Annotated in this window: 30 protein-coding genes and 1 riboswitch; of the genes, 28 read left to right on the top strand and 2 right to left on the bottom strand. The window is 50.1% G+C overall.

The features are described from left to right. The first annotated feature begins 2 nt into the window (after positions 1 to 2). From rsgA to GVY43_RS01950, 4 genes are all read left to right on the top strand, one after another. The gene (rsgA, locus tag GVY43_RS01935) at positions 3 to 890 is read left to right on the top strand and encodes a ribosome small subunit-dependent GTPase A (protein ID WP_159563630.1); all 888 of its coding nucleotides are present in this window, start codon (positions 3 to 5) and stop codon (positions 888 to 890) included. 3 nt (positions 891 to 893) lie between these two features. Next, positions 894 to 1550 carry a ribulose-phosphate 3-epimerase gene (rpe, locus tag GVY43_RS01940; RefSeq protein WP_015881346.1) on the top strand — a complete coding sequence of 219 codons (657 nt, stop codon included), beginning with the start codon at positions 894 to 896 and terminating at the stop codon, positions 1548 to 1550. A 20-nt stretch (positions 1551 to 1570) separates the two neighbouring features. Then, positions 1571 to 1671, top strand: a riboswitch (TPP riboswitch). Positions 1672 to 1743: 72 nt separating this feature from the next. Then, positions 1744 to 2319, top strand: coding sequence for an energy-coupled thiamine transporter ThiT (thiT, locus tag GVY43_RS01945; protein ID WP_031421608.1), 576 nt, complete (start codon positions 1744 to 1746; stop codon positions 2317 to 2319). Next, positions 2316 to 2903 (top strand): thiamine diphosphokinase, encoded by a 588-nt coding sequence (locus GVY43_RS01950; RefSeq protein ID WP_159562073.1) that lies wholly within the window; start codon positions 2316 to 2318, stop codon positions 2901 to 2903. The genes thiT and GVY43_RS01950 overlap by 4 nt, the downstream gene beginning before the upstream one ends. 56 nt (positions 2904 to 2959) lie before the next feature. Here GVY43_RS01950 and rpmB read toward each other — a convergent pair whose 3' ends face one another. After that, entirely contained in the window at positions 2960 to 3148 is a 189-nt protein-coding gene (gene rpmB / locus GVY43_RS01955) for a 50S ribosomal protein L28 (RefSeq protein WP_015881349.1), read from the bottom strand. Positions 3149 to 3400: 252 nt separating this feature from the next. Here rpmB and GVY43_RS01960 point away from each other — a divergent pair, with 252 nt between their 5' ends. From GVY43_RS01960 to rnc, 11 genes are all read left to right on the top strand, one after another. Beyond that, positions 3401 to 3763: an Asp23/Gls24 family envelope stress response protein gene (locus tag GVY43_RS01960; RefSeq protein ID WP_015881350.1), complete on the top strand. Its 363-nt coding sequence runs from the start codon at positions 3401 to 3403 to the stop codon at positions 3761 to 3763. Positions 3764 to 3785: 22 nt separating this feature from the next. Then, positions 3786 to 5465, top strand: coding sequence for a DAK2 domain-containing protein (locus GVY43_RS01965; RefSeq protein WP_201302241.1), 1680 nt, complete (start codon positions 3786 to 3788; stop codon positions 5463 to 5465). 63 nt (positions 5466 to 5528) lie between these two features. Continuing rightward, positions 5529 to 6191, top strand: coding sequence for an L-serine ammonia-lyase, iron-sulfur-dependent subunit beta (sdaAB, locus tag GVY43_RS01970; RefSeq protein WP_078146679.1), 663 nt, complete (start codon positions 5529 to 5531; stop codon positions 6189 to 6191). 12 nt (positions 6192 to 6203) lie between these two features. Further along, positions 6204 to 7091, top strand: coding sequence for an L-serine ammonia-lyase, iron-sulfur-dependent, subunit alpha (gene sdaAA / locus GVY43_RS01975; protein WP_074037281.1), 888 nt, complete (start codon positions 6204 to 6206; stop codon positions 7089 to 7091). Continuing rightward, positions 7078 to 9108, top strand: coding sequence for an ATP-dependent DNA helicase RecG (gene recG, locus GVY43_RS01980; protein ID WP_159562074.1), 2031 nt, complete (start codon positions 7078 to 7080; stop codon positions 9106 to 9108). The genes sdaAA and recG overlap by 14 nt, the downstream gene beginning before the upstream one ends. A gap of 85 nt (positions 9109 to 9193) precedes the next feature. Next, the gene (fapR, locus tag GVY43_RS01985; protein ID WP_015881355.1) at positions 9194 to 9763 is read left to right on the top strand and encodes a transcription factor FapR; all 570 of its coding nucleotides are present in this window, start codon (positions 9194 to 9196) and stop codon (positions 9761 to 9763) included. Further along, positions 9760 to 10749 carry a phosphate acyltransferase PlsX gene (gene plsX, locus GVY43_RS01990; protein ID WP_159562075.1) on the top strand — a complete coding sequence of 330 codons (990 nt, stop codon included), beginning with the start codon at positions 9760 to 9762 and terminating at the stop codon, positions 10747 to 10749. Before fapR ends, plsX begins: the two co-directional genes overlap by 4 nt. A gap of 18 nt (positions 10750 to 10767) precedes the next feature. Further along, a complete protein-coding gene (gene fabD, locus GVY43_RS01995; RefSeq protein WP_159562076.1) occupies positions 10768 to 11688 on the top strand; it encodes an ACP S-malonyltransferase in 921 nt (306 codons plus the stop codon). Then, positions 11681 to 12421 carry a 3-oxoacyl-[acyl-carrier-protein] reductase gene (gene fabG, locus GVY43_RS02000; protein WP_074037275.1) on the top strand — a complete coding sequence of 247 codons (741 nt, stop codon included), beginning with the start codon at positions 11681 to 11683 and terminating at the stop codon, positions 12419 to 12421. Before fabD ends, fabG begins: the two co-directional genes overlap by 8 nt. A gap of 58 nt (positions 12422 to 12479) precedes the next feature. Continuing rightward, positions 12480 to 12719 (top strand): acyl carrier protein, encoded by a 240-nt coding sequence (gene acpP / locus GVY43_RS02005; protein ID WP_074037274.1) that lies wholly within the window; start codon positions 12480 to 12482, stop codon positions 12717 to 12719. A gap of 123 nt (positions 12720 to 12842) precedes the next feature. Next, positions 12843 to 13559, top strand: coding sequence for a ribonuclease III (gene rnc / locus GVY43_RS02010; RefSeq protein ID WP_074037940.1), 717 nt, complete (start codon positions 12843 to 12845; stop codon positions 13557 to 13559). Between the two features lie 37 nt (positions 13560 to 13596). Here rnc and GVY43_RS02015 read toward each other — a convergent pair whose 3' ends face one another. Next, positions 13597 to 13791 (bottom strand): DUF1128 family protein, encoded by a 195-nt coding sequence (locus GVY43_RS02015; RefSeq protein WP_159562077.1) that lies wholly within the window; start codon positions 13789 to 13791, stop codon positions 13597 to 13599. A 114-nt stretch (positions 13792 to 13905) separates the two neighbouring features. Between GVY43_RS02015 and smc the strand changes: the two genes are divergently transcribed. The 13 genes from smc (at position 13906) to GVY43_RS02080 (ending at position 25770) form a co-directional block, all read left to right on the top strand. Next, a complete protein-coding gene (gene smc, locus GVY43_RS02020; protein WP_159562078.1) occupies positions 13906 to 17463 on the top strand; it encodes a chromosome segregation protein SMC in 3558 nt (1185 codons plus the stop codon). After that, on the top strand, positions 17460 to 18485 hold the full coding sequence (gene ftsY, locus GVY43_RS02025; RefSeq protein ID WP_074037272.1) for a signal recognition particle-docking protein FtsY: 1026 nt from the start codon (positions 17460 to 17462) through the stop codon (positions 18483 to 18485). The genes smc and ftsY overlap by 4 nt, the downstream gene beginning before the upstream one ends. A gap of 96 nt (positions 18486 to 18581) precedes the next feature. Continuing rightward, positions 18582 to 18905 carry a putative DNA-binding protein gene (locus GVY43_RS02030; protein WP_015881364.1) on the top strand — a complete coding sequence of 108 codons (324 nt, stop codon included), beginning with the start codon at positions 18582 to 18584 and terminating at the stop codon, positions 18903 to 18905. 11 nt (positions 18906 to 18916) lie between these two features. Then, positions 18917 to 20257: a signal recognition particle protein gene (gene ffh, locus GVY43_RS02035; protein WP_159562079.1), complete on the top strand. Its 1341-nt coding sequence runs from the start codon at positions 18917 to 18919 to the stop codon at positions 20255 to 20257. Between the two features lie 82 nt (positions 20258 to 20339). Then, positions 20340 to 20615: a 30S ribosomal protein S16 gene (rpsP, locus tag GVY43_RS02040; protein ID WP_015881366.1), complete on the top strand. Its 276-nt coding sequence runs from the start codon at positions 20340 to 20342 to the stop codon at positions 20613 to 20615. 53 nt (positions 20616 to 20668) lie between these two features. Then, positions 20669 to 21187, top strand: a complete 519-nt coding sequence (gene rimM, locus GVY43_RS02045) for a ribosome maturation factor RimM (protein WP_159562080.1) — start codon at positions 20669 to 20671, stop codon at positions 21185 to 21187. Next, on the top strand, positions 21177 to 21893 hold the full coding sequence (trmD, locus tag GVY43_RS02050; RefSeq protein WP_159562081.1) for a tRNA (guanosine(37)-N1)-methyltransferase TrmD: 717 nt from the start codon (positions 21177 to 21179) through the stop codon (positions 21891 to 21893). Before rimM ends, trmD begins: the two co-directional genes overlap by 11 nt. A 114-nt stretch (positions 21894 to 22007) precedes the next feature. Next, a complete protein-coding gene (gene rplS / locus GVY43_RS02055; protein ID WP_015881369.1) occupies positions 22008 to 22361 on the top strand; it encodes a 50S ribosomal protein L19 in 354 nt (117 codons plus the stop codon). 82 nt (positions 22362 to 22443) lie between these two features. After that, entirely contained in the window at positions 22444 to 22986 is a 543-nt protein-coding gene (lepB, locus tag GVY43_RS02060; RefSeq protein ID WP_015881370.1) for a signal peptidase I, read from the top strand. A gap of 12 nt (positions 22987 to 22998) precedes the next feature. Further along, the gene (ylqF, locus tag GVY43_RS02065) at positions 22999 to 23859 is read left to right on the top strand and encodes a ribosome biogenesis GTPase YlqF (protein ID WP_159562082.1); all 861 of its coding nucleotides are present in this window, start codon (positions 22999 to 23001) and stop codon (positions 23857 to 23859) included. Between the two features lie 41 nt (positions 23860 to 23900). After that, entirely contained in the window at positions 23901 to 24653 is a 753-nt protein-coding gene (locus GVY43_RS02070; protein ID WP_159562083.1) for a ribonuclease HII, read from the top strand. 5 nt (positions 24654 to 24658) lie between these two features. Further along, positions 24659 to 25513 carry a hypothetical protein gene (locus GVY43_RS02075; RefSeq protein WP_236548913.1) on the top strand — a complete coding sequence of 285 codons (855 nt, stop codon included), beginning with the start codon at positions 24659 to 24661 and terminating at the stop codon, positions 25511 to 25513. Continuing rightward, complete coding sequence (locus GVY43_RS02080) at positions 25510 to 25770, top strand: EscU/YscU/HrcU family type III secretion system export apparatus switch protein (RefSeq protein WP_074037264.1); 261 nt, start codon at positions 25510 to 25512, stop codon at positions 25768 to 25770. The genes GVY43_RS02075 and GVY43_RS02080 overlap by 4 nt, the downstream gene beginning before the upstream one ends. Positions 25771 to 25772 lie beyond the last annotated feature (2 nt).

The following is a 25772-nucleotide window of genomic DNA, read 5'->3' on the forward strand; positions in this document are numbered from 1 at the left end:
TCATATTGAAAGGAACGATTATTCGTTTACAAGGCGGGTTTTATGATGTGATGACCGAGTCGAATCAAGAGATTCGGTGTCGGGCGAGAGGGAATTTTCGGAAACGAAACATCTCACCTGTCGTCGGCGATGACGTTGTCATTCAAGATCAAGAAGATGGGACAGGCTATATTTTAGAGGTGGAGGAACGTCAAAACCATCTCGTCCGCCCACCAATCGCCAACATCGATCAGGCATTTCTACTTTTTTCTGTGAAAGAACCGGCGTTTTCTTATCATTTGCTTGACCGATTCCTCGTATTGATCGAATCCAAACAGATTCATCCAATCATCGTGTTAACGAAGATGGACCTACTCAGTGAAGAAGAGACCGGACCGATTCAAGAAGCGGTCGCCCGCTATCGTGCCATCGGATATGACGTGATTGAAACGTCGACGGAGCTTTCGGATGGGGTCGATCAAGTACGGGGACTCTTCAAAGAGAAGACGAGCGTGTTTGCCGGTCAAACAGGTGTCGGGAAGAGTTCGCTTTTAAACGCAGTCGCGCCTGAACTCGAATTGGCCACAGGGAAAATTTCCAAATCACTCGGTCGTGGGAAACATACGACGCGTCACGTCACGCTCATTCAATTGGCCGACGGGCTTGTGGCGGATACGCCAGGATTTTCTAGTCTCGAGTTTCCTCAAGAACTCGAGGCGGATGAACTAAGATGGTGCTTCCCAGAATTTGTGGAACGTCACGACGATTGCAAGTTCCGGGGATGCGTCCATATCAATGAACCGGGCTGTGCCATTAAACAAGCCGTAGAAGATGGCAAAGTTGCTTCAACTCGTTATGAGAATTATGTTACCTTTATGGAGGAGTTAAACGATCGTAAACGGAGGTATTGACAGATGATTAAAATCGCACCATCAATTTTAGCAGCCGACTTTGCCAATTTGGAGGCTGAAGTGAAAGCCGTTCAAGATGCGGGGGCGGATTATATCCATTTTGACGTGATGGATGGGCAGTTCGTGCCGAACATCTCGATTGGGCTACCAGTCCTCGCAAGCTTGCGCAAAAAATCAGACATGGTTCTCGATGTGCATTTGATGATTGATCAACCGGAACGCTATGTCGAAGATTTCGTCAAGGCGGGGGCAGACATTGTGACTGTTCACGTGGAAGCAACGAACCATTTACATCGAGTCTTGCAGCAAATCAAAGCGGCAGGGGCGAAATGTGGGGTCGTCTTGAACCCGCACACACCGCTCTCTACGATTGAACATATCCTTCAAGATGTCGATATGGTATTGCTCATGACCGTCAATCCAGGGTTTGGTGGACAAGCGTTCATTGAATCCGTCGTACCGAAAATCTCGGCGCTCAGTCAGCTTCGCAAAGACCGTCAGCTCGATTTTGAAATTGAGATTGATGGTGGTGTCAACGAAGAGACGGCGAAACGTTGCATTGATGCAGGGGCAGATGTCCTAGTTGCCGGTTCGGCCATTTACAATCAACCGGATTATAAAGCAGCCATTGATAGCATTCGTGGCGCATCTCGTGTATAATCGACGGTAGAACAACAAGATAGAGTCGCAAGGGGTGTCACATGAAGTGGCTGAGAGGCATACGCTAACCCTTTGAACCTGTTCCGTTCACACGGACGTAGGGATGTGGCGAAAATGCACGTTGCGAATCCAAGCAGCATGGCGTTTACGTCATGCTGCTTTTTGTCGTTCACACAATAAAGGAGGAAGAAAGATGAAATCACGTTTTAAATTACAAGCACTCATCGAAATTTCATTGTTCGCAGCGCTTGGGCTAGTTTTTGATTTACTCATCCCATATCGTTTGCCACAAGGGGGATCAATCAGTCTGGCGATGCTCCCAATCTTTGTGATGGCGTTTCGTCACGGATTGAAAGGGGGACTTGCGACTGGTGCGCTCGTCGGGACGCTTCAACTCTTGTTCGGAGCCTATATCTTTACGCCAGTTCAGTTCTTGCTCGATTATACGGTCGCGTACGGACTTGTCGGCGTGGCCGGCGTCTTTGCCGGACGTGTGAAACAGGCCGCTGGTCAAGGCGCGACGAAGACGCTCGCTACCTATTTGGTGCTCGGCGCATTGATCGGGTCGGCGTTGCGTTATGCGGCTCACGTCATCTCAGGGATTGTCTTTTTCGCTGAGTATGCGGAGGGTCCGGTCGTGGCTTATTCACTTGGCTATAACGCAACTTATATGGTTCCGTCATTTGTCATCTCAGCCATCGTATTAGTCTTACTCTTCACGACAGCTCCGCGATTCACGCGTGTCGCGACACGGGACATTCGTCAATGAACATCTTGATCGTCGCGGCGAGTCCGGAACCTATTCCGGACTTACCGCGTGATGCCGATTTTGTCATCGGTGTCGATGGCGGATATCAGAGATTATTAGATGAAGGGATTGATGTCGACGTCGTGGTCGGGGACTTTGATTCGTTTGTCGGAACACCGCCTGAGGAAGCGCTACGTTATCCATCTGAAAAGGATGTGACCGACCTCGAGATTGCGCTTCAGTTGGCAATCGATCGGGGGGCGACCCAGATGGACGTGTACGGGGCACTCGGTGGTCGAGTTGATATGACGTTCGCGAACGTCGGTCTACTCGAATCGTATCCGGGGATGGTTCTTCATGGGACGGGTCAAACGATTTTTCTCGCTCGGCCAGGAAGTTATGAGATTAAAAAACTAGATGAACATTACTTGTCTTTCATGCCTTGGAAAACCGCCACGATTTCAATTGATGGCGTCAAATATCCACTCGAGCGTCATCCGGTCCATAGCGCGCAAGCGTTGACCATTTCAAATGAATGGAGCGAAGAGATTGCCTTGTTGACGGTTCATGAAGGAATGACCCTCGTTATGCTCGTCAAAAAATAAGCAAAAAAAATCCCATCGGCGAATGCCGCTGGGATTTATTCGTTCGTGTATAAGTATTATACGCGTTCAACGAGACCTGATTTAAGTGCGCGAGCTGAAACCCAAACGCGTTTCGGTTTACCGTCAACGAGAATACGAACTTTTTGTACGTTTACACCCCAAGTACGTTTTGTCTTGTTGAGTGCGTGCGAACGGTTGTTACCTGATTTAGGTGATTTACCTGTTACGTAGCATTTACGTGCCATGCGTTTCCCCTCCTTTTTTATGTGGGTTCGTCCTAATAGACACTCGTTTATATTAGCACGGCTTTTTTCCCGATGCAACTAGAAAATCATACCATGACAAGAAAAAAACTTGACATTACTCTCAAGGATTTGAATAATGAATGAGGTTATCGCGTTAATTGACCGAGATTCTGGAGCAGGTTCTTTTAATAACTAGGTACTTATTGTAGAATGTACATTAGGAATCATTCCGAATAAAGGAGGCTACTCCATATGGCAATTGAAATGAAGACAACATATGGCAATATTGACATCACAAGTGACGTCATCGCGACACTCGCAGGTGGTGCGGCGATGGAATGCTTCGGTGTGGTCGGCATGGCTTCACAGGCACAATTGAAAGACGGCATTGCTGAATTGTTAAAACGTGAAAATTACGCGCGTGGTGTCGTCGTACGTCAAGAGGATGAGGACGTACATATCGACATGCACATCATTGTAAGCTACGGGACGAAAGTATCTGAAGTCGCATACAACGTGCAAAGCCGAGTGAAATATACGCTCGGAGAAACTTTAGGATTAAACGTTTCGTCGGTAAATATATTCGTTCAAGGCGTTCGTCTGACGAATGACTGACGAAAACGGAGGAGGATTTGGTGTGGGTTTAAATCGTTTAGATGGCGTGGCGCTCTCAAACATGATCGCAAACGGAGCGGCCAACTTGAGCCAAAACGCAGATTATGTAGATTCGCTTAACGTTTTCCCGGTTCCAGACGGAGACACGGGAACGAACATGAACTTGACGATGACGTCAGGTGCGAAAGAAGTAGCAGCCATGAACTCATCTGATATCGCAGAGGTATCATCAAAGTTCGCTCGTGGACTCCTGATGGGAGCACGTGGAAACTCAGGCGTTATTTTAAGCCAATTGTTCCGCGGCTTCGGGAAAGCCGTTGAAGGTAAGACGGAACTCACGACAGTTGATTTTGCAGAAGCGCTCAAACGCGGTGTCGACACGGCATACAAGGCGGTTATGAAACCGGTTGAAGGAACGATTTTAACGGTTGCTCGTGAAGCGGCTGATGAAGCGCTCCTTGCGTCTGAGTCGACAAGTGATTTCACAGAGTTCATGAAACGTGTCATCGTCGAAGCAAAAGCTTCGTTAGACCGTACACCGGACTTGTTACCGGTGTTAAAAGAAGTCGGGGTCGTCGACTCAGGTGGTCAAGGACTTCTCGTCATTTACGAAGGATTCCTTGCGAGTCTTGAAGGAAAAGAACTCGAAAAACCACATACTCCAGTGATGGATGCATTGATTGAAGCAGAACACCATGCGCATGCGGCGCAAGGATTCATGTCAACAGAAGATATCGAATTCGGTTACTGTACGGAAATCATGGTCCGTTTCCAAGAGGACAAGTTGAAAGATGCACCGTTCAACGAAGATGCATTCCGAAACGAGTTGTCTGAACTCGGGGACTCTCTTCTTGTCGTCGCGGACGAGGAGCTCTTGAAAGTCCACGTTCACGTCGAGACGCCAGGTGAGGTCATCACGAAAGGTCAGCGCTTCGGTGAACTTGTCGCAGTCAAAATTGAGAACATGCGTCAACAACACTCGACGATTCTTGAAGAAGAACACGGTGCCAACCAACACGGTGTTCAACAAGCGGAGAAGCCGAAAGCACCATTTGCCATCGTAACGGTCGCAATGGGTGAAGGCGTCAGCGAACTGTTCCGTTCACTCGGGGCGGCCCACGTCATCGAAGGTGGTCAGACGATGAACCCGTCGACGGAAGATATCGTCAAGGCGATTGAATCGGCACATGCGGAACACGTCTTCATCTTCCCGAACAACTCCAACATCATCATGGCGGCTGAACAAGCGGCGTCTGTCGCACCGTGCGGCGTGTCGGTCATTCCGACGAAGACCGTCCCACAAGGTCTTGCGGCAGCCATCGCATTCAATCCTGAAGCGGATGTCGAGATGAATGAACAAGCGATGAAAGCGGCAGCAGCGACAGTGAAGTCCGGTCAAGTGACGTACGCTGTTCGTGATACGAGCATCGATGGCGTTGAAATCAAAAAAGATGAGCACATGGCGATTGCTGAGAAGAAAATCGTTTCTTCGTCTCCATCGAGCTTAGAAGCGGCTAAACGATTAGTCGATGCGCTCATCGACGCAGACGACGAAATCGTCACGATCTTAACAGGAGAAGGCTCTTCTGCATCGGACGTAGAAGCGTTGACGTCATATATCGAATCGGTGAACGACGAGATTGAAATTGAAGTTCACGACGGTAAACAACCGCTTTACTCTTATATTTTTAGTGTGGAATAAGCTGTTTCGAATCCCTACCTTCTGTATAATGAAGGTAGGGATTTTTGAAAGGGGGAAAAATTGATGAAATATCGTAGTGTGTTTGACATTATTGGCCCGGTCATGGTCGGACCGTCGAGTTCGCATACAGCAGGTGCTGCCCGCATCGGCTTGATGGCTGGTAAGTTGTTCGGGAGAACGCCGCGTACCGCGCACATCACATTTTATGGGTCGTTTGCTGACACGTATCGCGGACACGGTACGGATGTGGCCATCGTCGGTGGAATCATGGGATTCGATACATTCGATCTGAGAATCCCACAAGCGTTAGACATCGCCCGTGAAAAAGGGATCGAGGTCATTTTTGAGACGAGTGATCTGTTGACGGATCACCCGAATACGGCCCGGGTCTTACTCGAAGATGAATTGGGCACATTTGAGATTGTCGGGATCTCAATCGGCGGGGGAACGATTGAAATTACCGAACTGAACGGATTCCCGTTGAAACTGACAGGTGGGGGGCCTGCACTCGTCGTCTTGCACCATGATCGATTCGGGGCCATCGCGGCTGTGACCGGTGTGTTGGCGAATCACCAATTAAACATTGGTCATATGGAAGTGAGCCGCCATGAAAAAGGGATGCAGGCGTTGATGGCGATTGAGATTGATGAGACCATTCCTGCGGAAGTGTTAGCAGAGCTGGAACGGTTACCGCAAATCGAACGGATAGCTATTTTTGGGGAATGAGGAGAATGTGTGATGTTTAAATCAGTAGAGGAATTAGTGACGATTGCAACAGAACGGAATATCCCGATTTCTGAAGTGATGATTGAGCAAGAGATGCACGTCAGACGCGCCAGTCGCGAGGACATCATCGGGATGATGGACCGAAATCTTGAGGTGATGGAAGAAGCGGTCGAACGTGCACTCCAAGGTGTCACGTCGGTTACGGGATTGACGGGTAATGATGCCGTACTCATGCAAGAGTATATTCGTTCGGGCAAGTCGCTCGCTGGGGATCTCATTTTAGATGCGGTGTCGAAAGCGATCGGGACGAACGAAGTGAACGCAGCGATGGGACGAATCTGTGCGACACCGACAGCGGGGAGCGCGGGCGTCGTACCGGGGACATTGTTTGCAGTAAAAGATCGCCTTGAAATGGACCGCGACGCGATGATCCGTTACTTGTTCACGTCAGGTGCGTTCGGATTCGTCGTGGCGAACAACGCCTCGATTTCAGGGGCGGCTGGTGGATGTCAGGCCGAGGTCGGGTCGGCGACGGGCATGGCAGCCGCGGCCATCGTTGAAGCAGCTGGCGGGACACCGGACCAGTCGGCTACGGCATTTGCGATCGCCCTAAAAAATATGCTCGGTCTCGTCTGTGATCCTGTGGCGGGGCTGGTGGAAGTTCCATGCGTCAAGCGAAACGCCATGGGCGGTGCCAACGCTATTGTCGCAGCAGATATGGCGCTCGCGGGGATTACCTCACGTATTCCTTGTGACGAGGTCATCTCGGCGATGCATGAAGTTGGCCAAATGATGCCGACGGCCTTAAAAGAAACCGCTAAAGGTGGACTTGCCAATACACCGACGGCTCGTCGCCTCGAACGAAATATATTTGGAGCGAAAGAAGATGCAAAACAATGATCAACTGACGACGCTGAAAGGGGTCGGGCCAGAGATGGCCAAAAAGTTAGAAGTGATGGGACTTGTTCGAATCGAGGACGTGCTTGAGCACGTCCCGTTTCGTTATGAGAATTATAATAGTGGGACGGTGACGACGGCTGTGCACGGCGACCTCGTCAAATGGAGCGGGACAGTCCAAGGCGAACCGCTCGTTCGTTACTATAGTAAAGGGAAAAATCGTCTCCAGTTCCGGTTGTTACTCGAAGACCGATACGCCGTCCAAGTGACGATGTTCAACCGTGCCTTCTATAAAGAAAAATTGGTGATTGGGGAGACGGTGACGGTCAAAGGGAAATGGGACATGAACCGGATGACGATCAGCGCGACCGACCTTGAATTTGGTGCCCCGTCAGGCGGACTGCAACCGATTTATTCATTGCGTGCCGGACTGACACAAAAGAATTTCAGTAGAATCGTTAAACTCGCTTTTGAGCAGGTGAACGATCTGCCCGAACAGGTCCCGCATACTATTCGCGACCGATATCGATTAGTTGACCGGATGACGATGCTTCGTGGGATGCATTTCCCGGATACGGTTGAGACCTATAAACTGGCGAGACGAAGCTATGTCTATGAAGAGTGTCTCATGTATCAGTTAAAATTACAGGCGTTTCGTAAAATGGAGCGGTCAGGAAACGGTCGGGCCCTTCACCTCGATAAGCATCAATTGAATGAATTCGTCAAACGGCTCGCATTCCCGTTAACAGGAGCCCAGACACGGGTCATCCGTGAAATCGTATCTGACCTTGAAAAACCAGAACGGATGAACCGATTGTTACAAGGGGATGTCGGGAGCGGGAAGACCGTCGTTGCCGCGATTGCCTTGTATGCGACTGTAACGGCCGGGTATCAAGGGGCCTTGATGGTGCCAACAGAAATCCTTGCCGAACAACATGCGACATCGTTACAGGAATTATTTGAACCGTTTGGCATCACGATTGCCCTCCTGACGAGCTCAGTGAAAGGGAAGGCGCGCGAAGCGCTTCTGACGGCAATTCGATCGGGTAACGTCGACATCATCGTCGGGACGCACGCGCTCATCCAAGGACCGGTCGAATTTTCGAATCTACATTTGGCGATCACGGACGAACAGCACAGGTTTGGTGTCGAACAGCGGAAGAAGCTACGAGACAAGGCCGAATTCGCCGACGTATTATATATGACCGCGACGCCGATTCCGAGGACGCTTGCCATCAGTGCGTTCGGAGAGATGGATGTCTCCACGATTGATGAGATGCCAAAAGGACGAAAGCCGATTGAAACGTATTGGGCGAAACATGATCAAATCGATCGTGTGCATGCAATGGTCGATCGTGAACTCGCACTCGGCCGTCAAGCGTATGTGATTGCACCTCTCATCGAGGAGTCGGATACATTAGAAGTGGAGAGTGCGACGGCACTGTATGAGCTATTGAAAGAACGCTTCTCGAACTATGGCGTTGGCCTGATGCATGGGAAGCTATCGAGTACAGAAAAAGACGAGGTTATGAAATCATTCGCCGATAACGCGACACAGATTCTCGTCTCCACAACAGTCGTCGAGGTAGGGGTGAACGTCCCGAACGCCTCTCTAATCATCATTCATGATGCCGAACGTTTCGGTCTCGCGCAATTACACCAGTTGAGAGGGCGTGTCGGTCGTGGTGCGCATCAATCATTCTGCATCCTGGTAGGAGACCCGAAATCGGATGTCGGGAAAGTCCGTTTGAAGACGATGACGGAAACGAACGATGGCTTTGTATTGGCAGAGAAAGATTTAGAGTTGCGTGGGGCTGGTGATTTCTTTGGAACCGCACAGAGCGGTCTCCCGAGTTTCCGTGTCGCCGATCCCGTTCTCGATTTGAAAGTGATGGAAGTGGCCATGCAAGATGCCGTGAAACTTCTCGGAAGCGACACATTTTGGCATGACGCCCAGTATGAAGGGTTACGTGGCTATTTGAAACAACTCGACCTTCTCGTTGGGGAAAGGTTAGAATAGTACTTGAAAATGACGACTAAAGAATATATACTGCTATTAGTACCAGGTATTAAGTTCTTTAGCGATTAGTTTAGGAGGGAACTGAATGCGGGTACCTAAGAAAGAGCGGCAACGCTTGTTACAAGAAACGATTGAGCATAACCCGTTCATCAAAGACGAAGAACTGTCAAAGCAGTTTTCTGTCAGCATCCAAACAATTCGACTCGACCGGATGGAATTAAAAATTCCAGAAGTGCGGGAACGAATCAAACATGTGGCTTCCGAACATCTCGATGAAGTCAAATCGCTTTCAATGAGCGAGGTCATCGGTGATATGATTGACTTGAAGCTAGATGACTCTGCGATCTCAGTCCTCGATATAGAAAAAGAACACGTCTTTAGCCGCAACGAGATTGCCCGTGGACATGTCTTGTTCGCGCAAGCCAACTCGTTAGCGGTGGCGCTCATCAATGATGAATTGGCGTTGACCACTAAAGCGGATATTCGCTTCAGTCGCCAAGTCCATCTTGGAGAGCGAGTCGTTGCCAAGGCTCGTGTGATGAAACTACGAGGGGACGGGAGAACGGACGTCACAGTTGAAAGTTATGTCGGTGAGGAGTGCGTCTTTGATGGCGACTTCACGATTTACCGACGTGGTGAGGAGGAGCAAGCATGAAGTTAGCGATTGATGCAATGGGTGGCGATTACGCACCGAAGGCGATTGTAGAAGGTGTGAAACGGTTCGTCGCGCAATATCCGAACGAGTCGATGGAACTCTTTTTAGTCGGTGATGAGGTGAAAATTGCCTCATACGGTCTTGATGACCCTCGAGTGACGGTCGTTCCAGCCAGTGAAATCATCACAGGCGAAGACGAACCGGTACGGGCGGTGCGCCGTAAGAAGGACAGCTCGCTCGTCGTGGCAGCTCAGCTCGTCAAAGAAGGAAAAGCGGATGCTCTCGTGTCTGCCGGGAATACCGGCGCATTGATGGCGGCGTCTCTTTTCATCATCGGGCGAATCCCAGGAATCGAGCGTCCGGCATTATCTCCGACGTTCCCTACATATACTGGTAGTGGTGTCGTCGTACTGGATGTCGGAGCGAATCCGGATGCAAAAGCTGAACACCTCGTCGACTATGCGATTATGGGTTCACTGTATGCGGAACATGTGCGTGGCATCAAGACACCGCGTGTCGCCCTTCTCAATATCGGGACAGAAGCTGGTAAAGGAAATGCGCTGACAAAAGAAGCGTTCCCCCTCCTTGAACAGGCACCTGTCCATTTTGTTGGGAATGTCGAGGCGCGTGAAGCGATGTCAGGTGATGTGGATGTCATCGTGACCGAAGGATTTGCCGGAAACATCTTGTTAAAGGGTGTGGAGGGCTCCTCTTCGATGCTCATGAAGATGATGAAAGAACAATTCACGAGTGACCTTGTATCCAAACTCGCCGCTCTCATCTTAAAACCGAAATTGAGACGATTAAAAGAAACGTTGGATTATCGCGAACACGGGGGAGCCGGATTATTCGGGATCAATGCACCGGTCATCAAGGCGCATGGGTCGAGCGATGCACTCGCCATCATGAGTGCGTTGAAACAGGCGAAAATCATGGTAGATCACGATGTCGTTGAAAAAATCAAGCGTGCCAAAGCGATAGACTAAGCGAAAGCAGGTGAAGATATGGGGAAAGTAGCATGGGTGTTTCCAGGGCAAGGTTCCCAAGCCGTTGGGATGGGACAAACCTTTTTAGATCATCCTGAAACGCTTCAAGCAATCGGACGTCGACTCGGATTTGACCTTCTTGAAGTCATGTCATCCGGGTCGAAGGAAGACCTACAAGAAACGGAAATTGCACAGCCGGCCATCGTGGCGCACGCTTCGCTCCTCGCGCAAGCCTATGCGAAGAGCGGTGCGGCACCAGATGTCGTCATCGGGCATAGTGTCGGTGAATATGCGGCGCTCGTCAGTGCGGGTGTCATCGATATTGAAGAAGCGACCGTTCTCGTCCGGGCGCGTGGACAGTTGATGTCTGAAGTGAAGGATGGAACGATGGCAGCAGTCGTCGGGATGACCGATCTTCAAGAAGCGCTTCATATCACTGAAAAAATCAGTGCGAGTGGGAATTTAGTTCAAATCGCCAACTTGAATTGTCCTGGTCAATTCGTGATTTCAGGGCATGTCGACGCGGTCGAACAAGCAAGCGTGGAATTGAAGGCTGCCGGTGCGAAGCGGGTATTGCCGTTAAACGTATCTGGAGCGTTCCATAGTTCCTACATGATGCCGGCAGCAACACGTTTCCAAGACGTTCTTGCCTCGTCGCCATTTAAAGCGGCTTCCATCGACTTGATTTCGAACGTGGATGCGGCGGTACATCGTGACCCTGAACAGTTGAAGGCGTTATTGACGAAACAACTGTATTCGTCTGTCCGTTTTGAAGAATGTGTGCGCAAGGCGATTGCAGACGGCGTAGACACGTTCATCGAGTTCGGCCCATCTTCACCGCTTTCAGGATTGATTAAACGAATCGACTCGAACGTTTCGATTCAAAAGGCGACCACGTTGGAAGAAGTCGCCTCGTTAGGAGGAGAAGTACGTGCATGATCAAGTGGCGATCGTGACAGGGGCGTCCCGGGGAATCGGGGCGGCCATCGCGAAACGTTTAGGGGAAGACGGCTTTCGGGTCGTCGTGAACTACTCGGGTAGTGAACAAAAGGCGAATGATGTCGTGGCCATGATCACGGATGCAGGCGGCGAAGCCATCGCCGTGAAAGCAGATGTATCCAATGCTGACGATGTCAAAGCGCTCGTCAAGACGACAGTCGATACGTTCGGACGCGTCGATTGTCTCGTCAACAATGCAGGGATCACGCGTGACGGGTTACTCATGCGAATGAAAGAAGCCGATTTCGAAGATGTGCTGTCGACGAACTTGAAAGGCGCCTTTCTGACATCGCAAGCCGTCACGAGACCTTTGCTCAAGTCGAAAGCAGGTCGAATTATCAACATCGCCTCGGTTGTCGGGATTACCGGCAATGCAGGACAAGCGAACTATGCGGCTGCAAAAGCAGGGTTGATCGGATTGACAAAATCAGTGGCGCGCGAACTCGCGGGACGTCACGTGACTGTCAATGCCGTCTGTCCAGGGTTCATTCAAACGGATATGACCGATGCCTTGACAGATGCGCAACGAGAGGCTACACTCGAGCAGATTCCGTTCAACCGTTTCGGACAGGTGGAGGATGTGGCGAACCTTGTCTCCTTCCTCGCTTCGGAACAAGCCGCTTATGTGACCGGACAGACGATTGCCGTCGATGGCGGCATGACGATGGCGTAAAAGAGAACTTTACCAACAGACTGACATTTAATATACTTACCTTTGGAGGGATTTTATCATGACAAAAGAACAAATTTTAGTAGACGTACAAGAAGCAGTTGCTGAGAAACTCGGGAAAGACGTATCTGAGATCACAGCAGACAAATCGTTCAAGGATGACCTTGGTGCGGATTCACTTGAAGTAATGGAAATGGTGATGGACCTCGAAGACAAATTCGACATCACGATCGAAGACGAAGACGCTGAGAAGCTTGCGACTGTTGGCGACGTAGTGGCTTACATCGAAACAAAATTGTAATCAAGCCATCCCACCGCTCGGTTCCGGGCGGTGGGCTTGTGCTTATTCATGGAGGGAACTATGACAAAAGACAAACGACGGTTTGACCGTCAAGGGTCGGCGCAACGGCGTCGGCGTCAGGAGATGGAACGAGCACGCATCTTGGAACTATTTAAATCATTAGAAGAACGGTTGAACGTTCAATTTTCGAATCACGACTTGTTGATGCAGGCGTTCACACACTCATCTTATGTGAATGAGCAACGCGGGTTAAGAAAAGACAATGAACGTTTAGAATTTTTAGGGGATGCTGTTTTAGAACTGACCGTATCTCGCTTCCTCTATGAGACTTATCCGGAGCGCTCCGAGGGGGAATTGACGAAATTACGAGCGGCGATCGTATGCGAACCGTCACTCGTGAATTTTGCGGAAGCTTATGCTTTCTCTGACTTCATCTTGCTTGGGAAAGGTGAAGAGTTGACCGGTGGACGAAAACGTCCGGCACTGCTTGCCGATGTGTTCGAATCCTATATCGGTGCTCTTTATTTGGACCAAGGAATTGAGGCCGTCGAACGATTCCTCGCCGAAGCGGTTTTTCCGAAAGTCTTAGCGGGAGTATTCGAAGAACAGACCGATTTCAAGAGCCAGTTACAGGAGAGCGTCCAACGGGAAGGGCTCGGACCTGTATCGTATGAGATCATTGAGGAACGTGGGCCGGCGCATAGCCGGGAATTCGTCGCACATGCACGCCTCAGCGACGACATCGTCGGTGAAGGGGTTGGGCGTTCGAAAAAAGAAGCCGAGCAATTGGCTGCTAAAGAAGCGCTTATTGCCTTTAATCGGCGCTACGCAGATTTATAAACGAAAGGAGTGGACCGCTTGGGGGTCCACTCCTTTTTCATGTCAATTGACCGAGTTCTTCGACGATACCATCGACTTCCGACAAAGAGAGCGAAGAGCGTGTCATCACGTACTCGTAAATCTCTTTCACCGCTGACGGATCAGCCGCATTATATTCTTCCGCTTTGATTGCACTGCGGTTAATAATGTTCATTTTATCCAAAATGGCTTCAATCATCTGTTCATTCGTCATCTGTATTCCCCTTTCTACAGTTCTTTTTAGAATAGCATGATTCGGGCATTTTGACGAACTGTTAACTGTGGTAAAATATACAGATGAATGCTTACTGCGGATAGGATGGTCACGATGCACTTAAAACGAATCGAACTCGCTGGCTTTAAATCATTTGCCAAGCGAATTGAATTAGATTTCCGTCCCGGCGTCACGGCTGTAGTAGGGCCGAACGGGAGCGGGAAATCCAATATATCGGACGCTGTTCGCTGGGTACTCGGAGAACAGTCGGCCAAATCACTTCGTGGTGCCAAGATGGAAGATGTCATCTTTGCCGGAAGTGAGGGAGAGAATCACCGAAATGTCGCCGAGGTCACCCTCGTTCTCGATAATCGAGACGAACAGTTGCGTCTCCCATATGAAGAAGTGAGTGTGACCCGTCGCGTGACCCGAAGTGGGGACAGCGACTATTTTATGAATAAAAAACCATGTCGGTTAAAAGATGTGATTGATTTATTTATGGATACAGGTCTTTCACGAGATGCATTCGCCATCATCGGTCAAGGGCGGGTCGAACAAGTCATTTCTGGGAAACCGGAAGATCGACGTGCCGTCATCGAAGAGGCAGCCGGTGTATTGAAATATCGTCAGCGGAAAAAACAGGCTGAACGCAAGTTACAGGACACCGAATTAAACTTGTCCCGGGTCGATGACATTTTATTCGAGTTGGCGGACCGAGTCGAACCGCTCCGTGAACAAGCGGCGCTCGCTCGGGAGTACAAAGTCGCCAAAGCGAGACATGATGAACTCGAAACAGGAATCATGGGCGCAGAAATTCAGTTGCTCCAACAGGAGATTGAGCAAGTGTCCGCACGTCACGTGGAATCGGTTCAACAGTTATCTGACTGTGACCGTTCGTTACGTGACCTCACGGAGGAACGTAGCGGGCTCGAAGCGAAGCTCGCCGAGTTACGCGAAGAATTGACAGAACTGAACCAAAAAGAACGGGAGCATTCGACCTATGTCGAGCGTTTGACGGGTGACATCAAGCTCGCAAAAGCACAAGAAGAACACGGTGCCGAGATGAAAGAACGACTCATCCGACAACGTGAAGAAGTACGTGCAGAGATGACCGAGCTTGAAGCGCGATTGAAGGTCGTTCATGAAGAACTTGACCAAAAAGGAAACACGTTGAAACAAACGACTGCGACGAGAGAGTCACTTCAACAACAGTTGAAAGCCGCCTCTCGTGATTTCAATGCTGAAATCGAAGCGTTACAAAGTGAGGCGTTCGAACTCGCGACAACGAAAGCGACAATCGGTAACCAACAAAAGCGGGAACAACGGGATATCGATGTCGCCGTCGAGTCGAAAGAACGCCTTCTACGCGAGAACAAACATCGTCTCGATGATCGTTCCTCACAGGAAGCGACACTTTTGGCGACTCGAGAGCAGTATGAAGCGGTACAAAGTCGCTTTGAACAACTGAGTCAAAAAGAGACGCAACTTCGGGACGAAGAGACGGCAATTCGTGAAAAACGTACACGAGCCGAATCGTCTTTCTACGACCTCGAACGCCGCCGTCAGAAGACGGAAGACCGAATCGAGATGCTCGAACGGATGAAGCAATCGTATGAAGGCTATTTCCATGCGGTCAAGTTCGTCTTAAAAGACCGTTCATCAGGTGTCCTTGGTGCTGTCGCGGAACTGATCCGTGTCCGTCCTTCGTATGAAGCGGCCATCGAAACGGCACTTGGGCAGACACAGCAGCATGTGGTCGTACAAGATGAGACGGTGGGACGCCGTGAAATTGACAAATTACGAAAAGCCAACGCGGGACGAGCAACATTCTTGCCGATGACGACGATCAAACCGAGATTCGTGCCGAGTGAGGTGTTAGATCGACTCGACTCGATGAACGGATTTGTCGGTGTGGCGTCGGAACTCGTCGAAACAGATGCATCATACGAGACGTTGAAAAAGTCGTTGCTCGGTTCCGTGCTTGTGGCGGAGACACTTGAAGTCGCGAACCGTATCGCCCAATCGACGGGATATCGTTTCCGTGTCGTCACGTTAGAAGGGGATATCGTCAACGTTGGCGGATCGATGACGGGTGGTAGTCGCAAGCAGGGCGTTGCCCTGTTCACGCAGTCGCGCGAATTAGATGATTTGAAACAAGGTCTCACTCAAGGCCTCGCCATGTTGCATGAGCAAAAAACACGTCTTCAAGAGTATACAGAACAGTTGGAGGACATTACGCAACAGTTGTCTGAACTTCGGGATGAGAAACGTTCCGTTGAAACGAGCCTCCGTGAAGTCGAGTCGGCCTACCGTACTGCGGAACGTGCCTCCCTCGATGCCAAGTCACAACTGGAACTGTTCGATCATGAAATGATGCGCTATGAGCGGACAATCGAGACATCGACTGCTGAATTAGAGCGATTGACGATTGAATTGGCCGACACCGACCGCGCCCAAGCTGACATTCGGTCACGTCTCGAATCGCTTCGGGCAGAGCAGGCGAAAAGTGCTGAGAGCACGGGTCAACTGGAATCGTTGCTGCGTCAAAACGAGCTCGATCTTCAGCGGCACACGCTCGAAGAAGAGCGGGTCCAATATGAATTGGACCGTCTGATGACCGACCAAAGTCGTTTGCAGGAACGTAGCGATCAGATGGAGCGTGAATTGACGCGGCTCGAGAGTGGAGAAGTCGTGTCATCTGCAGAACTCGAGGCGACGCTTGCTACTGCCAAACTGGATTTCAAAGAAATTCAAGAGCGGCTTCAAGGAGCGTCAACAACACTCAAGACGAACGAAGAGGCGTATCGGATCATACGTCAACGGGTCGATCAGGCAACGGAGGCAAGACGTCAAGCTGAAGCTGTCGTTCGAAAACTTGAAACGGCGAAACAAGAGTTCGAGCTGAAACGACAATGGAAGCTCGATGTGTTAGAAGAGAACGGACTCGTCGCAGAACTATTGCCGGCACTAGAAATCCCGTTAGAAGAGGCGAAAGAGGAGTTTAAGTTGCTCGTTCGTCAAATCGAAGAAATCGGACCGGTCAATCTAAATGCGATCGAAGAGTTTGATAGTGTCCACGAACGGTTCACGTTCCTGTCCGAACAGCGGGATGACCTCGTCAGTGCAAAAGAAGATTTATATGAGATCATCGCCGAGATGGACCGCGAAGTGACACGCCTCTTCAAAGAGACGTATACGAGCGTCCGGGCGCATTTCAAACAGACGTTCACCGAGCTTTTTGGTGGCGGGGAAGCGGATTTGAAATTGGTAGACGAATCGGATTTGTTGAACACAGGAATCGAAATCGTCGCCAAACCACCGGGTAAAAAGTTACAGACACTCAGTCTGTTATCTGGTGGAGAGCGTGCGCTGACGGCCATCGCTTTATTGTTTGCGATTTTGAAGACGCGTCCGGTACCGTTTTGTGTTCTCGATGAGGTCGAGGCGGCCCTTGACGAGGCGAACGTGCATCGTTTCGGAGAATACATTCGGACGTTGTCAATCGATACGCAGTTCGTCATCATCACGCACCGTAAAGGGACGATGGAAGCGGCGGATACACTATATGGCGTCACGATGCAACAGAACGGGGTATCCGAGGTATTATCGGTCGAACTGTCTGAAGCAAAACGTGTCGTTGAAATGGATGAAGAGATGGAGGAATCACGTTGAGCTTTTTCAAGAAATTAAAAGAGAAGTTGACGACATCTACCCAAGAGGTGTCACAAAAGTTTACAGAGGGGTTGACGAAGACGCGTGACGGCTTTGCAAGTGCCGTCAACGACCTCGTCTATCGCTTCCGCGAAGTGGATGAAGATTTCTTCGATGAACTCGAAGATTTACTCATTCAAGCGGATGTCGGCGTCACGACGACGATGGATCTCGTCGAAGATTTGAAAGAAGAAGTGAAGCGACGTAATCTGAAGGACCCGGTCGCGGTGCGTGACGCACTCGTCGAAGTCGTGGCGAACCGCCTCCAAGAGGATGAATCGGACCGTGAACTGAATATGCAAGACGGACTCACGGTCATCTTGTTTGTCGGCGTCAATGGTGTCGGAAAGACGACGACCATCGGCAAGCTGGCGCACCAGTTGAAATCTGAAGGGCGTTCCGTCATGCTCGCGGCAGGGGATACGTTCCGTGCCGGCGCCATCGAGCAACTTCAAGTATGGGGAGAACGTGTCGGGGTTCCCGTCATTCGTCAAACGGAAGGGTCTGACCCGGCTGCCGTCGTCTTTGACGCCGTTCAAGCCGCCAAGTCTCGTCACATGGACGTCTTGATTTGTGATACGGCGGGACGTCTCCAAAATAAGGTCAATCTAATGAAAGAACTTGAAAAAGTAAAACGAGTCATTGAGCGGGAAGTTCCGAACGGACCGCACGAAGTGTTACTCGCCCTCGATGCGACGACGGGTCAAAACGCCATGGTTCAAGCGAAAGCGTTCAAAGAAGCGACGAACGTGAGCGGAATCGTCTTAACGAAGCTCGATGGGACGGCCAAAGGCGGAATCGTCCTAGCGATTCGGAACGAACTCGATATCCCGGTCAAGTATGTCGGGCTTGGAGAGAAGATTGACGATTTACAGGAGTTTGATCCAGAACAGTTCGTCCTTGGACTGTTCGGCGATGTTTTTGAGGACAAGACACAGGATGCCTCGATGGAAAAAGAGGACACAAACGAGGACCTCGCCTAAGTTTTGCTGTTAAGAAAAAAACTTGACAAGTAGTAGGCACGGCTGTACTATAGGTAGTTGTAAAGGGATTTCACTTAACATGTGGAGGTGAAAGGTTTGACGCTCGAAAAAACGAATCGCATGAACTATCTCATCGATTTCTATCAAGCGCTCCTCACACCGAAACAGCGCAACTATATGTCTCTTTATTACCTAGATGACTACTCGCTCGGAGAGATTGCGGAAGAGTTTGAAGTCAGCCGTCAAGCGGTCTACGATAACATAAAGCGCACAGAAACGATGCTTGAACAGTACGAGGAAAAGCTAGCCCTATTCGAAAAGTTCGAACAGCGCCAGCAACTTCTTCAGACCCTCAAACGTCAAGTCGAGCTCACCGATGACGTGAGCGCCACGATTTCTGCGCTTGAGAATTTAGAGTAGGGGGCTGAAGCATGGCATTTGAAGGATTATCAGAACGATTGCAATCGACACTTTCAAAAATGCGCGGTAAAGGGAAAATCTCGGAGGCCGATGTCAAAGAGATGATGCGTGAGGTTCGCCTCGCCCTCCTCGAAGCCGACGTCAACTTTAAAGTCGTCAAGCAATTCGTCAATGACGTGAAGGAACGCGCGGTTGGTCAGGATGTCATGAAATCATTGACGCCAGGTCAACAAGTCGTCAAAATCGTTCACGAAGAGTTGTCGAACTTGATGGGAAGCGATGTCGTCCCGATCTCATTCAGTCAGAAACCACCGACAGTCGTCATGATGGTCGGTCTGCAAGGGGCAGGGAAAACGACAACGACCGGGAAGCTAGCGAACTTGATTCGCAAAAAGCATAACCGAAGTCCACTTCTCGTCGCGGCGGACATCTACCGTCCTGCGGCAATCAAGCAGCTCGAGACACTCGGAAAACAACTCGATTTACCGGTCTTCTCACTTGGTGATCAAGTGAAGCCGGAAGAGATTGTGACGAAGGCACTCGAGTACGCAAAAACAAATCATCACGATTTCGTGTTGATCGATACGGCCGGTCGCCTTCATATCGATGAGACGCTTATGGGCGAGCTCGAAAATGTGAAGACGATTGCCAAACCAAATGAGATCTTCCTCGTCGTCGATTCGATGACGGGTCAAGATGCGGTCAATGTGGCCGACAGTTTCAATGAGAAACTCGGAATCACCGGGGTCGTGCTCACAAAGCTCGACGGAGATACACGAGGTGGGGCAGCCCTTTCGATTAAGGCAGTCACGGGAGCGCCGATTAAATTCGTCGGTCTCGGAGAAAAGTTGGATGCCCTCGAACCATTCCACCCGGAACGCATGGCGTCACGGATCCTCGGAATGGGGGACGTGCTCTCGCTCATTGAAAAAGCCGAGACACAGATGGACCAAGACGCAGCGAAGGAGCTTGAGAGCAAAATTCGTGACGCGTCATTCACGTTCGATGATTTCATTGAACAGTTGGCCCAAGTGAAAAACATGGGACCAATTGATGAATTACTTTCGATGTTACCTGGTGCAGGTAAGATGAAAGGGTTGAAGAACGTCCAAATCGACGAGAAACAACTCGATCACGTCGAAGCGATCATTCGCTCGATGACGAAACATGAGCGCGCCAATCCGGAAGTGCTCAACGCGAGTCGTCGTAAGCGGATCGCAAAAGGGAGCGGTCGCTCGATTCAAGAAGTGAACCGTCTCATCAAACAGTTCGATGACATGAAGAAGATGATGAAACAAATGTCAGGACAAATGAAAGGGAAGAAAAAAGGTCTCGGCCTTCCGTTCTTCTAACAAAATCTTTTGTCAGTCGAACGAAAAAGCTGTATACTATAAAAGTTGTCAATTCTTAAACACATGATGGAGGTATATTACCATGGCAGTTAAAATTCGTCTTAAGCGCATGGGCGCAAAAAAATCACCTTTCTACCGTATCGTTGTAGCAGACTCACGTTCACCACGTGACGGTCGCTTCATCGAGCAAGTTGGTCACTACAACCCGGTTGCAAAACCAGAAGCAGAAGTTCGCATCAACGAAGAACTCGCTCTCAAATGGTTGGCAGACGGCGCGAAGCCATCTGACACAGTACGCAACTTGTTCTCTAAAGCAGGGATCATGGAGAAATTCCACAACGCGAAAAACGCGAAGTAATGATGTGGCCGACCTTTTCTGAGGTCGGCCTATTTTGTTGAGGAGGGAAAAAGATGGACTGGTTATATGTAGGGAAAATCGCCAATACGCACGGCCTGAAAGGGGAAGTGAAGATTTTGGCGGCGACAGACTTTCCAGAAGAGCGATTTAAAAAAGGAAACACGTTGTTTCTTGATGTCGACGGAACGAAACAGGAAATGACGATCACGACGTATCGTCCTCATAAGCAGTTTCACCTCGTCACATTCAAAGGGTTTGACAATATCAATCTCATTGAAAAATATAAAGGGCTGAAACTATATGTCCACGCCGAACACGTCCACGACTTGGACGAACACGAATTTTATTATCATGAAATCATCGGCTGTGAGGCTGTCGTGGATGGGGAAGTCATTGGTGTCGTCGACGACATCTTTGAAACGAATGGAGCGAACGACGTATGGGTCATCAAACGACCAGGAAAGCCGGACGCGCTCATCCCTTATATCGAATCGGTCGTCCAAGAGATTGATGTCGATGCGAAGCGTGTCGTCATCACGCCAATCCCTGGAATGATTGACGATGAAGATTGATGTATTGACGTTGTTCCCGGAGATGTTTCATGCGCTCGATCACTCCATCGTCGGTCGAGCGAAGGCGCTCGGACAGGTGGAGATGTCGTTCCTCAACTTTCGGGACTTTTCAACGAACAAGCATCATAAAGTCGATGATTATCCGTACGGCGGTGGAGCGGGCATGTTGCTCACGCCGCAGCCGATCTTTGATGCATTTCATTCCCTTGAGGCGAAGAGCCCAAGGGTCATTCTCACGACGCCTACCGGAAAACCGTTCAATCAACGAATGGCCGAAGAATGGGCCAAGGAGGAACATCTGGTCTTTCTGTGTGGACATTATGAAGGGTTCGACCAACGGATCCATGATGAACTGGCGACCGACGAGGTGTCGATCGGTGATTTCGTTTTGACAGGTGGAGAGCTCGCGACGATGGTCATGATTGATGCGACCGTAAGGCTCATTCCGGATGTACTTGGCGATCAGGCGAGCCATGAAGATGACTCGTTCTCGACTGGTCTCTTGGAATACCCTCACTATACACGACCGGCTGATTTTCGTGGATTGACCGTGCCGGAAGTGCTCTTGTCGGGAAATCACGCCCGGATCGAGGCATGGCGCCGAGAGCAATCGCTCAAACGCACGTATCGACGACGTCCGGATTTGCTCGAACATGTCGAGTTGACGGATGTCGATAAAAAGTTTCTGCAATCGTTGCGCGATTGAGAAATATATGCTATGTTTGAGCATGTGGGTTAAACCCATCGATTACCGATGTTCCGCTATTGGATGCTTGGGCATATGAAGATATGAACATTGAAGAAAAAGGAGATATGATTCATGAACACACAAAAACTGTTCCGTGAAATCACAGAAGAACAATTCAAATCGGACGTACCTGCTTTCCGTCCCGGTGACACAGTACGTGTCCACGTTAAAGTTGTAGAGGGAACGCGTGAGCGTATCCAGATCTTCGAAGGTGTTGTAATCAAGCGTAAAGGTGGCGGCATCAGCGAAACATTCACAGTCCGTAAGATTTCTTACGGCGTAGGTGTTGAGCGTGCATTCCCGCTTCACTCACCACGCGTTGCACAAATCGAAGTCGTACGCTACGGTAAAGTTCGCCGTGCGAAACTTTACTACCTCCGTAACCTTCGCGGTAAAGCAGCACGTATTAAAGAAATCCGTCGTTAAGATGGGAATTAAGCTTGTCGCTTGCGACAAGCTTCTTTTTTTCTAGTACAATAAGTTCAAATGGATAGAGGAGTGAGTGAAGTTGAAAGAAGTGTTTAGTTGGCTAAAAGCCATCGTGGTCGCTCTTGTCATCGCGTTCGTCATCCGGACGTTCATCTTCGTTCCTGTCATCGTTGAAGGAGAGTCGATGATGCCGACACTCCACAATGCGGATCGAATGATCGTCAGTAAAATTTCGAACTATGTTGGGGAGCTAGACCGAGGTGATATCGTCGTATTCCATGCGACTGAATCAAAAGACTATATTAAACGTGTCATCGCCATCCCAGGCGACACGCTCGAATATCGAGATGATGTGCTTTATATTAATGGTGAAGCGGTAGAAGAGCCGTATTTAGACGAGTTTCGTGCCCAGATGAACGGGTTCCCGTTGACCGAGAACTTCACACTCGAACAAGTGACGGGTGAGTCGGTCGTTCCAGAGGAATCATACTTCGTCATGGGAGACAATCGTCAAAACTCGAAAGACAGCCGTGAGATCGGATTTGTGTCGAAAGAGGAGATTGTCGGCAAGACGAACTTCATCTTCTGGCCACTCGATGATGTTGGCACGGTAGAAGATTAAGGTGGTGCTTTTTTGGCAATTCAATGGTTTCCTGGCCACATGGCCAAAGCAAGAAGACAAGTAACTGAAAAATTAAAGCTAATCGATGTCGTCATCGAACTCGTAGATGCACGCGTGCCTCAGTCGAGTCGCAACCCGATGGTCGATGAGATTACAGCGGGAAAACCCCGTCTCATCGTCTTGAACAAAGCAGACATGGCCGACCCCGTCGTGACGGAGGCGTGGTTACGTGCATTGAAACGCGAAGAAGTCGAGGTTGTCGCTGTCGACGCGAAACATAGCAAAGGCTTGAAACAGCTCATCACGGGTGCTCAGAAGTTGATGAAAGAAAAGCATGACCGGATGCGTGAGAAGGGGCGGAACCCCGGACCGATCCGTGCGCTCATCATCGGAATCCCGAACGTCGGGAAGTCGACGCTCATCAACCGTCTCGCCGGACGAAACATCGCCATCACGGGCGACCGTCCTGGTGTGACGAAGCGTCAACAGTGGATCAAGATGAAAGGCGGCGAGATGGAGCTGTTGGACACGCCGGGGATTCTCTGGCCGAAATTTGAGGACCAACTTGTCGGATATCGTCTAGCCGCGACCGGCGCTATCAAAGACGAGATTCTCAACTTGGATGATATCGCCTTGTATACGGTTCGCGAGTTGCATGCTCGTTATCCTGAACAATTAAAGGAACGATTCAAACTTGAAACGTTACCCGAGGACAGCGTTGAGCTCCTTGAGTTGATCGGGAAAAAACGTGGTCTCATCAGTGGCGGTTACGTCGATTTCGAAAAAGCGAGCGAACTACTTTTGAATGAACTACGACATGAAAAAATCGGACGGATCTCGCTTGAGACACCGGCTGATCACGAAATGGCGTAAAGCCCTGTGCACACAGGGCTTTTTTGAATAGGAGGAAGACCGTGACGATTCAACAGATTAAACAACAACTAGAGGACATCCGATATGAAGAATGGGTACAAATCTTCCCGACCTTGTCACGAGACCCACGAGCGGGCGTGCAGACGTTGCTTCGGCAAAAACAGCGTCAATTCGAGCGAGAACGGGCGTTACAGGTCGATTTCGAACGTCGCATGACGTATGAACATGAATGGAAGGCGCGAGGCTTCACTCGAATTGTCGGAGTCGATGAGGTCGGACGGGGACCGCTCGCGGGACCGGTCGTGGCTGCTGCAGTCTTGTTACCGGATGGGTTCTATCTCGCGGGATTGAATGATTCGAAAAAAATGTCCAAAACGGCGAGGGATGCAGCATACGCACACATCATCGAGGTCGCGGAGGTCGGTGTCGGCATCGTCGAGCCGAAGACGATTGATGTCATCAATATATACGAATCGACTAAACTAGCGATGACAGAGGCGATTCATCAAGTCGGAGAAGTAGACGCCCTATTGATTGACGCCATGAAACTCGAGCTCGACATCCCTCAACAGTCATTGATTAAAGGGGACACGCTCAGTGTGTCGATAGCCGCGGCAAGTGTCGTCGCTAAGGTGGTAAGGGACCGGATGATGGAAGAATATGATTTGACGTATCCTGGATACGGATTTGCGAAGAACGCAGGATATGGAACAGAGGCTCATTTAGAAGGGTTAAGAAGCCTTGGGGTGACTCCGATTCATCGCCGTACGTTTGCCCCCATCAAGCATATGTGAAAGGAGTGGTCGCGTTGCGGATCGATCATCAAGGGGTGATGCCGTTCAAAGTGACGGAACAGACGTCACGCCCGCTATTACTAGGGAACACAGTCGTCGGAAAGGTGTTGCAGCTCTTACCTGGCAACGAGGCGGTTATGCAACTGCCCCAAGGGATTTTCCGGGTCGGTGTCAATGCGAACGTGAAAGAGAACGTCACGTATAAGCTGGTCGTCACGGACGTTGAACCGAAGCTCGTCTTGAAGGTCGTCACGCAAGCGACAGAATCGCTCATGGCGGCCAAGTCGCCTCTGCAGGCGTTAGGAGAACAGCTCGGACGCCTGATGCGAGAACCGATGCTGACGCCGGACTCCGTGAAGGCGGCCGGCAAAACCGCGTTAGAAAGCGGCGCAGGTCAGGATGTAAAAGCGCTCGTCGGGGAACTGTTCAAAGCGAAAGGTGAGCCGAAGTTCGAGCAGTTCGTGCGTGCGCAGGAAGCGTTCAACGCGAGCCAAAGCCCGCCGTTCGTCGCTCAAGCATTTCACATACCGCAATTGGGTCCGTTTGAAAACGTTCAACTTCGTCTAGAGGCCCCGAAACGAGAGACGATGGACTCGGATCATGCGCGGATCGTCTTGTTTCTTGAAACGCCGCGATATGGTGAGACCGGGATTGATGTGTTGATTCAAAAGCGTTACGTGTCCGTACGTGTATTCAATGAGCAACACGATTTGGCTCCATACGTCCGTACATACGAACCACTTTTGAAAGAAGGTTTAAAAAAGGTGTCATTCGAACTGTCTTCATTTTCGTATGAAGCGAAGCGTGAACACGTTCCGCCAACGTTTGCACCGCTCGGAAAGGTGGACCTCCAAATATGAAAGACCAGAAGAAAGCGATGGCGCTCTCCTATGAGCAGTCGATGGATGCGCCCCATGTCGTAGCAAAAGGAACGGGTATCGTGGCCGAGCGGATGCTTGAAGTTGCTTTAGCGAACGGCATTCCTATCCATGAAGACCCAGCGCTCCTCTCGTTACTGTCGGCCTTGAACATTGAAGAGCAGATTCCAGAGGACGTCTATCAAGTCATTGCCGAACTTTTTGTGTTTCTTTATCAGATGGAACAGGATAAAATTTGATT

This window comes from Exiguobacterium sp. 8H, from assembly GCF_902506255.1.
Lineage (GTDB): Bacteria > Bacillota > Bacilli > Exiguobacteriales > Exiguobacteriaceae > Exiguobacterium > Exiguobacterium profundum.

Excerpts from the sequence above, each read along its gene's own strand:
- rpsP (WP_015881366.1), top strand. The coding sequence starts at position 20,340 with ATGGCAGTTAAAATTCGTCTTAAGCGCATGGGCGCAAAAAAATCACCT.
- recG (WP_159562074.1), top strand. The coding sequence starts at position 7,078 with ATGCAAAACAATGATCAACTGACGACGCTGAAAGGGGTCGGGCCAGAG.
- rplS (WP_015881369.1), top strand. The coding sequence starts at position 22,008 with ATGAACACACAAAAACTGTTCCGTGAAATCACAGAAGAACAATTCAAA.
- GVY43_RS02080 (WP_074037264.1), top strand. The coding sequence starts at position 25,510 with ATGAAAGACCAGAAGAAAGCGATGGCGCTCTCCTATGAGCAGTCGATG.
- rpe (WP_015881346.1), top strand. The coding sequence starts at position 894 with ATGATTAAAATCGCACCATCAATTTTAGCAGCCGACTTTGCCAATTTG.
- trmD (WP_159562081.1), top strand. The coding sequence starts at position 21,177 with ATGAAGATTGATGTATTGACGTTGTTCCCGGAGATGTTTCATGCGCTC.
- rpmB (WP_015881349.1), bottom strand. The coding sequence starts at position 3,148 with ATGGCACGTAAATGCTACGTAACAGGTAAATCACCTAAATCAGGTAAC.
- ffh (WP_159562079.1), top strand. The coding sequence starts at position 18,917 with ATGGCATTTGAAGGATTATCAGAACGATTGCAATCGACACTTTCAAAA.
- acpP (WP_074037274.1), top strand. The coding sequence starts at position 12,480 with ATGACAAAAGAACAAATTTTAGTAGACGTACAAGAAGCAGTTGCTGAG.
- sdaAA (WP_074037281.1), top strand. The coding sequence starts at position 6,204 with ATGTTTAAATCAGTAGAGGAATTAGTGACGATTGCAACAGAACGGAAT.
- rnc (WP_074037940.1), top strand. The coding sequence starts at position 12,843 with ATGGAACGAGCACGCATCTTGGAACTATTTAAATCATTAGAAGAACGG.
- plsX (WP_159562075.1), top strand. The coding sequence starts at position 9,760 with ATGAAGTTAGCGATTGATGCAATGGGTGGCGATTACGCACCGAAGGCG.
- rimM (WP_159562080.1), top strand. The coding sequence starts at position 20,669 with ATGGACTGGTTATATGTAGGGAAAATCGCCAATACGCACGGCCTGAAA.
- smc (WP_159562078.1), top strand. The coding sequence starts at position 13,906 with ATGCACTTAAAACGAATCGAACTCGCTGGCTTTAAATCATTTGCCAAG.
- GVY43_RS01950 (WP_159562073.1), top strand. The coding sequence starts at position 2,316 with ATGAACATCTTGATCGTCGCGGCGAGTCCGGAACCTATTCCGGACTTA.
- thiT (WP_031421608.1), top strand. The coding sequence starts at position 1,744 with ATGAAATCACGTTTTAAATTACAAGCACTCATCGAAATTTCATTGTTC.
- fapR (WP_015881355.1), top strand. The coding sequence starts at position 9,194 with ATGCGGGTACCTAAGAAAGAGCGGCAACGCTTGTTACAAGAAACGATT.
- sdaAB (WP_078146679.1), top strand. The coding sequence starts at position 5,529 with ATGAAATATCGTAGTGTGTTTGACATTATTGGCCCGGTCATGGTCGGA.
- GVY43_RS01960 (WP_015881350.1), top strand. The coding sequence starts at position 3,401 with ATGGCAATTGAAATGAAGACAACATATGGCAATATTGACATCACAAGT.
- fabD (WP_159562076.1), top strand. The coding sequence starts at position 10,768 with ATGGGGAAAGTAGCATGGGTGTTTCCAGGGCAAGGTTCCCAAGCCGTT.
- GVY43_RS02015 (WP_159562077.1), bottom strand. The coding sequence starts at position 13,791 with ATGACGAATGAACAGATGATTGAAGCCATTTTGGATAAAATGAACATT.